This window comes from Roseburia sp. OF03-24 (genome assembly GCF_003463035.1).
GTDB lineage: Bacteria > Bacillota > Clostridia > Lachnospirales > Lachnospiraceae > Roseburia > Roseburia rectibacter.
Map to the genome: position 1 here is coordinate 70,899 of NZ_QSCK01000020.1, position 7,633 is coordinate 78,531.

The window sequence follows — 7,633 nt, forward strand, 5'->3', positions numbered from 1 at the left end:
ATTTTACTATCCGAAAAAGAGCAAGAAAAAAAGCCGATCAGGAATCGCAACTCCCAATCGGCATCTTTTCTTACTCCTCTTCATTTTTACATTCAATCTCCGTTCCGTCCAAGAACACCACCAACAATGTTCCATCCTCAAAAACCTTGATGTGGTCCAGTGTTTTCAGCATGAAGTCCGTATCCATCTGTGTCAAAGGTTCTGCTCCATCGGTGTATTCTATGAACTTCTCTGCTCGATAACCTTCCAATAGGTTCTCGCTCTGAAGCTGCTCCGTCCACTGCTCCATGAAATCCTCTCTGTTCTCCACCAGTGCGTTCCAAGCCATCAGATAAGCCTTTATCAGCGTTTCTTCCTCTACGTGACGGTTGGCGCATCCCATGACTCCTTTGACCTTGTAGCGTTCGCTGCATTGCCATACCTTACGGTCAACACCCGTGCTGCTCCGCCAGCCTTTCCGTGCAAAAACCTTACTGCAGTCTCCGCAAATTATCTTGGATGCAAATGGATTGCTTTCCGGCCGGTGGGAATAGGAGTTTGTCCCATGCTCCTCCAGATACTTTTTCCTGCGTTTTATTTCAAGCTGTACACATTCCCATATCCGCTTTGAAATGATGGCATCATGGTCATCCTCCACATAAAACATCTGAATTTCCCCTTTGTTCTGCGTCCGTTTCTTGGTGAGGAAATCCACCGTATAACTTTTCTGCAGCAAAGCATCCCCTTTGTACTTTTCATTTTCCAACATGCTCATTAAGGTTGTAGCCTGCCACTTTGTGCCTCCATCCCAGTTCTTAATCCCTTCCTTTTCAAAAATCCTTTTAATGTAATCCGTTGTTTTTCCATCCAGAAATTCCTGATACAGCCGCACTACAATCGGCTTCTGCAGCCTGTTGATTACCAACTTACCCGTTTCATCCGCATCATAGCCAAGGAAACGCTTGGTACTCATTTTATGCTTTCCTGTTTCAAACCTCCTGCGGATTCCCCATGTGCAGTTCTCTGAAATGGAGCGGCTCTCGTCCTGTGCCAGCGAGGAAAGAATGGTAAGAAGCACTTCACCTTTTGCATCGAGGGTATTGATATTTTCCTTTTCAAAAATAATTCCAATCCCCAGGTCCTTCAGCTCTCGCACATAGTTCAGGCAGTCCAGCGTATTTCGTGCAAATCGGGAAATGGACTTCGTGATAATCATATCAATTTTCCCTGCCCTACAGTCCACAATCATGCGGTTAAATTCATCCCTCTTCTTTGTGTTAGTTCCCGAAATTCCCTCATCCGCATAAGTCCCTGCATATTCATAAAGAGGATTTTCACTGATGTAATTGGTGTAATAATTGACCTGATTCTCATAGCTTAATAACTGTTCTTCTTGGTCGGTTGACACTCGGCAGTACGCTGCCATTCTCAGTTTCTGTACTGCTTGCGCTGTTCCTGATTCCGCAGTCGAAATCTGCTTTGCTGGTATAACAGTAATGCTTCTTGCCATTCTGAATCACCTCCTCCACTACTGTCTGTTCCGTAATGTTCAATCCCTGCAATTCGGTATCATCAATCCTTATCCCCTTACATGCCTTGACACCCTTTTCGATGTAGGTACTGCAGAGCCACTGGATTTTCTTTTTATAAACCTGTCTGCGCCGGAGCGTTTTTCCGCAATAAGGGCAAATCAGCATTCCACTTAAGGGATAGCGGTTCTGGAACTTCATTGTGTTGTCCTGCCCAATGTTCCTGTCACGCTTTCTCTGCTCCCTTACCTCCTGCACCCTTTCCCATACTTCCGGCGATACGATAGGTTCGTGATTTTCCGAAATGTAATAACTCTGCACTTCTCCATTGTTTTTCTTTGTATGGTTTCTTTTGTTTTCAGGGGTGTAATACTTCTGCAGATGGAAGTCTCCTTTGTACTTCTCATTGCAAAGCATCCCGTTAATGGTCCCGCTCTCCCATGTGGTTCCCGTCACCGTTTTTACGCCCAAATAATCAAGCAGCTCGCCAATCCTTGACGAGCCAACATTCATCAGATATAGGTCAAAATTCAACTATTGCCTCTTGCCGGGTATTCTTTATAATCCATATATTTATGTATTTTTCCTATTTCACGAGTTCCGTAAGCCACGGAGCCATAGGCTTTGCGACTACTCTCGCATTCAAATATGCCATTTCCAATGTAAGACAGGTATTGCCTAAATAATATCCATCCATAACCGTCAAGGTCATGGCAAGATCAGGTTTCTGCATATTTGTCAGATATACCGGAAGCAAATACTGTACTCGCCCCTGATATCCCTGGGGGACTACAAGCCCCGGTTCTATCACTGCCTTCCTTCTTCCAAGCTCAACCGCTGTTTCGAGCAAAAGCGGCAGATTTTTCGCTTTCCGAATTTTGAACGGAATGCGTTCCAGGTTCTCTTCATCCCCTAATATGTGATTTACGTTTACTCTTATAGGCCACTCTGGATTAAAGTTAATGCCACTCTGCGCCATATGATAGACGGGCTTTTGTGGTAATGGCTCTATGTATCTTAACTTCGGATACATCTCATCACAAAATCCTCTAAAATACCAATCTCTCAAAGAATCTGAATAATTGTTTCTTTCAAAATATCCATAAATCCCCTTGTACTGTCGTGTGTATAATCCTGTATGAAAGCAGGCACACTCATTCTCCAAATGAAAAATGCCATCTGCTTTTCTGGTATCGCTTTCTGAATTAAAATCAATAACCTGTTTGCGAAAAATTGTATGTATGTACCGTTCCAAAATAGGTGTGACTGTGTTCTTTGTCTCTCGGCTCGGCTTTCTAAATTTCCATGATTCCGGCAACGCCAACCTTTCTAATTCTTCTAACTGTCCATACCAATCCGGTACATATGCAAATTCAAATAAATCTGGTGCTATCATATGTTTCCTCTTTTCCTGCGGTTTTCTGTACTCATATCTGTTTTCTGTCTTTGCTTCAATCTCTTTCATCATGAGCCTCCTTTAGTTTTTTGAAATATAAAATAGGTGTATCGCAATTCTATTATTCTATGAATTGCGATACACCTACCAATGCGCCTTTATCCATGTGCAAATTTCAGTAACTTCAATAAACATCGTATTCTGTGCTGTTTCCTTGCTTCCATATGATTTCTCCTTTATGATGTAATTTATTTCATCTTTCTCCTGTACTCTGTTGTAATTCATAATATCCACCCTGTAGTGTAAACTATCCCTGAGGTGAATTGTAATGCATGACTATGTAAAAAATCTTGCGAAGGTAGTTCGGGCTGCCAGAGAAGAAGCCCATCTATCTCAAGCAGCATTAGCTGAACAAATAGGTTGTGATGAACGTACAATACTAAACATTGAAAACGACCGAGGGAATCCCAAGTTCGAAGTATTGTGCCAGATCATCGCTTATTTACACATTCCTGCAGACCAGATTTTCCACCCCGACGCAGCCACGGACGGGTTGAAAAAACAAAAACTGTTATTGATGCTACAGGAATGCAATGAACAAGAGGCAGCCGAGATTCTTCCAGCAATTGAATACCTCTTAGCACTCATACATAAAAGAGGCAATTCAAACGAGTAAAGGAACCAGCTAATCCATTGTGATTCTGGTTCTTTTCTTTTTGTTGCCATTTCTAAATCTTACTCTTGTAATATTTCAATTATTACATAAGTAAGATTTCAAGTCAATATCTTTTTTCCGAAATTGACAATTGCAGAAATAACGTCTATAATGTATTTATTACACCCGTAAGATTTAAGGAGGGATTTAAAATGAGCAATCTGCCACAGATTTCAGAAGCTGAATTTGAAGTCATGAAAATCGTATGGAAACATGCTCCGATCAGCACAAATGAAATAACAGACAAATTATTACAGACTACAAACTGGAGTCCGAAAACGATACAGACTTTAATCAAACGCCTCGTGACCAAAGGCGCTCTGACTTATGAGAAACAGAGCCGAGTATTTGTTTACACCCCAGTTGTAAAAGAAAATGAATATATTGGTCAGGAAAGCAACTCTTTTCTGGAACGCTACTATGATGGAGATATCACTGCCATGCTGTCTGCATACATTGAGAATGACAGACTGTCTGAAACAGAAATAGACACACTCCGCTCCCTTCTTTCCAAGAGGTCAAAAAAAGGAGGCAATTAACGTGGCTAATTTTATGATACGCTTTTTCATATGCAATGTGTTTATCAGCGGTATCATTGGAATTCTTTTGATTGTCAAACGGATATTCAAAAACAGCCTGTCCAGCCGGATGCAGTATAATCTGTGGTTTCTGCTGCTCGGACTTTTAGCAGTTCCATTTATACCGTTCCGTTTCATCGGTCTACCACAAATCTTCTCCTGGCTTGGCAGCCTGAGAAGTTCTCCTTCTTCCGGTGCTGGCACCAATATTGCAGGCACCGCAGAAGCGGTTACAACTGGAAATACAAATTGGATGAACGACTTTACTCTTTCGGTAAATAGTGAGACGCCATCCATCGCAGGATACATACTATTAGGGATATGGATTGTCGGTATTCTCGCCATGATAATATTGGTAATCAAATCCTCTCTCCGCTTACACACTTTGGAGAAATCTGCACTTCCACTTCAAAATCAGGAAGTCCGCAGACTGTATCATCGATGTTTGGAGGGAATGGGGATTCACAGAGATATTCCTGTTTACAGCACCGCATTTTTGAAATCCCCCATTATTGTCGGACTTTTGAAACCGTGTATTTATCTTCCGATTCATCTGATCTCTGATTATGACGAAACCGATATGCGTTATATGCTGTTGCATGAACTACAGCATTACAAACACCACGATGCCATCGCAAATTATCTGATGAACCTCGCCGGAGTGGTATATTGGTTCAATCCTCTTGTGTGGTACGCTCTGAAAGAAATGCGTAATGACAGAGAGGTGGCCTGTGACACTTCCGTTTTGAAAATGCTTGAAGAGGATGCTTACGAGGATTATGGGAATACTCTCATTAACTTTGCGGAAAAAGTATCTCTTACTCCTTTTCCATTTGCTGCCGGCCTTGGTGGAAACATGAAACAGATGAAACGAAGAATCATCAATATTGCCTCATATGAGAAACCAACATTTATGAAAAGGCTAAAGGGCATGACTGCTTTCATGCTGACTGCTGTCCTGCTTCTTGGTCTCGCTCCGATTTTATCTACATACGCAGCAGAGGTCAGCCACTATCAATGGAAAACTTCTTCTGAGAATATTTCCTATGTAGACTTTTCTTCCTATTTTGGAGAATACGAATGCAGTTTTGTTTTGTACAATTTAGGAAATGACTCCTGGAGCATACACGATATGGATCATGCAACCTTACGAGTTGCACCAGATTCTACATACAAAATATATGATGCATTATTCGGCTTAGAGGAAGGTGTCATTACACCGAAAGATTCCTTTATTGCATGGAATGGCGAAACCTATCCATTTGAAGCATGGAATGCGGATCAGACTTTACAGTCTGCAATGAATTCCTCCGTGAATTGGTATTTTGAATCTGTGGACGAACGGCTTGGAGCCGCTAACATTTCCAACTATATTGAGGAAATTGGGTATGGAAACGAAAATATAAGTGGTGATTTCTCCACTTATTGGATGGAATCTTCCTTGAAGATTTCCCCAATAGAGCAGGTCGAACTTCTAACCAGGCTGCAGAATAACAGCCTTGGCTTCGCCCCTGAAAATATCAATGCAGTAAAAGATGCCATCTGCCTTTCCTCTTCCGATGCCGGAACATTCTACGGAAAGACCGGAACCGGACGTGTGGATGGCCAAGATGTGAACGGATGGTTTATCGGCTATATCGAAACTGTAGATAATACATACTTTTTCGCTACCAACATTGGTGCAGACAGCGATGCTACCGGAGGCAACGCAACTGAAATAACCATGTCTATCTTGTCCGACATGAATATCTGGAAATAAAGAAATCGGGTAAAGGTCATAGTCGTATAATCCTTTGCCCGATTTTTTTATTTTCACTTTATGCATAAAAGCGTTTCAATTATCCAGTTCTATACGTCAAGAATTAGATTTATTATTGATGTATTCTACAATTTCTCCAATAAAAAAAGATATCAATGTCCCAATTGAAACAAACAAACTATCTCTATCACCTAATGATTCAATGAAGATTGAAAATGTAAACGTAAAGTTACTATACATATAATCATAAAAAACATATTTCAGAGAACCTATCAAGAGCATCAACCCGAAAGAAATTAATGCATATATTAGACACAGCAAAAAGCTAATGTCAATGCTGCGTTTGACAATGATTTTTCCCATAAAAAAACCTAAAATAAACCCCCCAATATCAATATATGTATATATAATTAAAAAGCCCAAATAGGCTAAGGCAGCATTATATTTGGGAAATAAATAAAAACAAAGAAAATAAGCTAAAGCCACACATACAAAATATACTAAAAATGGAGAATACGTTCTAACAAACTTTCGCATAAAAACACCTCACTTCACATGTAGATAATCTAATTAAAATCAAAAGCTTATCTTAATTTATTTCATAATACTCTTCACTTCCAATCGCTGACCATGATGTTTTCCACCGTCATTGTGCAATTCTAAATCTGTTTGAGATATCTTATCTTTGCCTTCCATAAGGACTAATCGTCCACTTGCTGAACCAAAAGGCCAGTCTGGTTCTCCGACTGCCTGAAGTGTCAATTCGTATTTTCCATCCGGCGAAACAGATGTATCGCAAGTTATCTTCTTGTAATTTACCGTATACGAAATGCAACACCAAAATACTACAAACAGTGCAATGAGCGAGCCCATAATACATAGCATAAATTTTTTCATTGATATAGCCCCCTTTTTAATGCCCTCGTATATCCAGTTCTTTCAATAGAGAATTTTCGCTTTCCCATGAATATACAATGTAATATCCGGCGTCATTTATTTCTTTCCCAAAATTCAGAGTTTCGTGGTCAATCACATCAATAGACTGTCCTTCCTGAATTTCCACAAGATACTCCCATTCATTGCTTCTGTGATCCGAATAGTAATCATCCAGTTCTTTCAAGGACAACTCGCTCTGAATTAGAATCGCACCAAAATATTGCATCCCGTTTCCGTTACCTGTCAGCTTCCCTGCCCGTGATATTGACTCTATCAGTTCCGTTTTCTCTGGCAGTGGTGTTTCACATAATTCCTTTTCCACTTTATAGGCAATGTTATTATTTATGAATGAAATGGATATTACTCCGCCTATCAATACAACTGCTACCAATATTCCAACTAATTTTAATTTTTTCATGTGTCCTCCTTTCTTACATCCCGTTCCTTTCTAACACATCTTCTATTGCGTCAATTGCTTTTTTTGCAAAATTTATCTTTGTATCACAAATCAATTCATCATTATCGGATATTTTTATCTCTGCAATAATACGGTCATTGCCTTCTACATATTCCGTATTGCCGCCTATAGTCATCCAAATGATTTCTACATCTTCCTGTGCTATTTCCCCCTCTATTTCTACTGTAAATTGCACCCCATCGAAAAACGCTGCTTCTGATTGTGCATTTATAACTAATCCTATATTATTCACGGCACAGCCGTGAAAGTGGCTGAAAACCACA

Annotated in this window: 10 protein-coding genes; 3 read left to right on the forward strand and 7 right to left on the reverse strand. The window is 40.3% G+C overall.

Annotation, left to right across the window (positions count from 1 at the left end):
- Positions 1-70: 70 nt before the first annotated feature.
- Genes DXA60_RS11515 through DXA60_RS11525 form a run of 3 tightly spaced genes read right to left on the reverse strand, consistent with a single transcriptional unit; the run spans position 71 to position 2,973 of the window.
- Positions 71-1,405 carry a recombinase family protein gene (locus DXA60_RS11515; protein WP_117921339.1) on the reverse strand — a complete coding sequence of 445 codons (1,335 nt, stop codon included), beginning with the start codon at positions 1,403-1,405 and terminating at the stop codon, positions 71-73.
- Entirely contained in the window at positions 1,350-2,042 is a 693-nt protein-coding gene (locus DXA60_RS11520) for a recombinase family protein (protein WP_243006862.1), read from the reverse strand. The genes DXA60_RS11515 and DXA60_RS11520 overlap by 56 nt, the downstream gene beginning before the upstream one ends.
- 52 nt (positions 2,043-2,094) lie before the next feature.
- Positions 2,095-2,973 carry a DUF3825 domain-containing protein gene (locus DXA60_RS11525; RefSeq protein ID WP_117921340.1) on the reverse strand — a complete coding sequence of 293 codons (879 nt, stop codon included), beginning with the start codon at positions 2,971-2,973 and terminating at the stop codon, positions 2,095-2,097.
- Between the two features lie 259 nt (positions 2,974-3,232).
- Between DXA60_RS11525 and DXA60_RS11530 the strand changes: the two genes are divergently transcribed.
- From DXA60_RS11530 to DXA60_RS11540, 3 genes are all read left to right on the forward strand, one after another.
- Positions 3,233-3,580, forward strand: a complete 348-nt coding sequence (locus DXA60_RS11530) for a helix-turn-helix transcriptional regulator (protein ID WP_117921342.1) — start codon at positions 3,233-3,235, stop codon at positions 3,578-3,580.
- Positions 3,581-3,771: 191 nt separating this feature from the next.
- Positions 3,772-4,158: a BlaI/MecI/CopY family transcriptional regulator gene (locus DXA60_RS11535; protein WP_117921344.1), complete on the forward strand. Its 387-nt coding sequence runs from the start codon at positions 3,772-3,774 to the stop codon at positions 4,156-4,158.
- A gap of 1 nt (position 4,159) precedes the next feature.
- Positions 4,160-5,956, forward strand: a complete 1,797-nt coding sequence (locus tag DXA60_RS11540) for a BlaR1 family beta-lactam sensor/signal transducer (RefSeq protein WP_117921346.1) — start codon at positions 4,160-4,162, stop codon at positions 5,954-5,956.
- 96 nt (positions 5,957-6,052) lie between these two features.
- Here the strand turns inward: DXA60_RS11540 and DXA60_RS11545 are convergent, their stop codons facing one another.
- The 4 genes from DXA60_RS11545 to DXA60_RS18680 form a co-directional block, all read right to left on the reverse strand.
- Positions 6,053-6,493: a hypothetical protein gene (locus tag DXA60_RS11545; RefSeq protein WP_117921348.1), complete on the reverse strand. Its 441-nt coding sequence runs from the start codon at positions 6,491-6,493 to the stop codon at positions 6,053-6,055.
- A 57-nt stretch (positions 6,494-6,550) separates the two neighbouring features.
- Positions 6,551-6,853 (reverse strand): hypothetical protein, encoded by a 303-nt coding sequence (locus tag DXA60_RS11550; protein ID WP_173884016.1) that lies wholly within the window; start codon positions 6,851-6,853, stop codon positions 6,551-6,553.
- Positions 6,854-6,869: 16 nt separating this feature from the next.
- Entirely contained in the window at positions 6,870-7,310 is a 441-nt protein-coding gene (locus DXA60_RS11555) for a hypothetical protein (RefSeq protein ID WP_117921350.1), read from the reverse strand.
- A gap of 13 nt (positions 7,311-7,323) precedes the next feature.
- Positions 7,324-7,633, reverse strand: a 310-nt coding sequence (locus DXA60_RS18680) for a hypothetical protein (RefSeq protein ID WP_158570876.1), incomplete at its 5' end; no start/stop codon positions are given.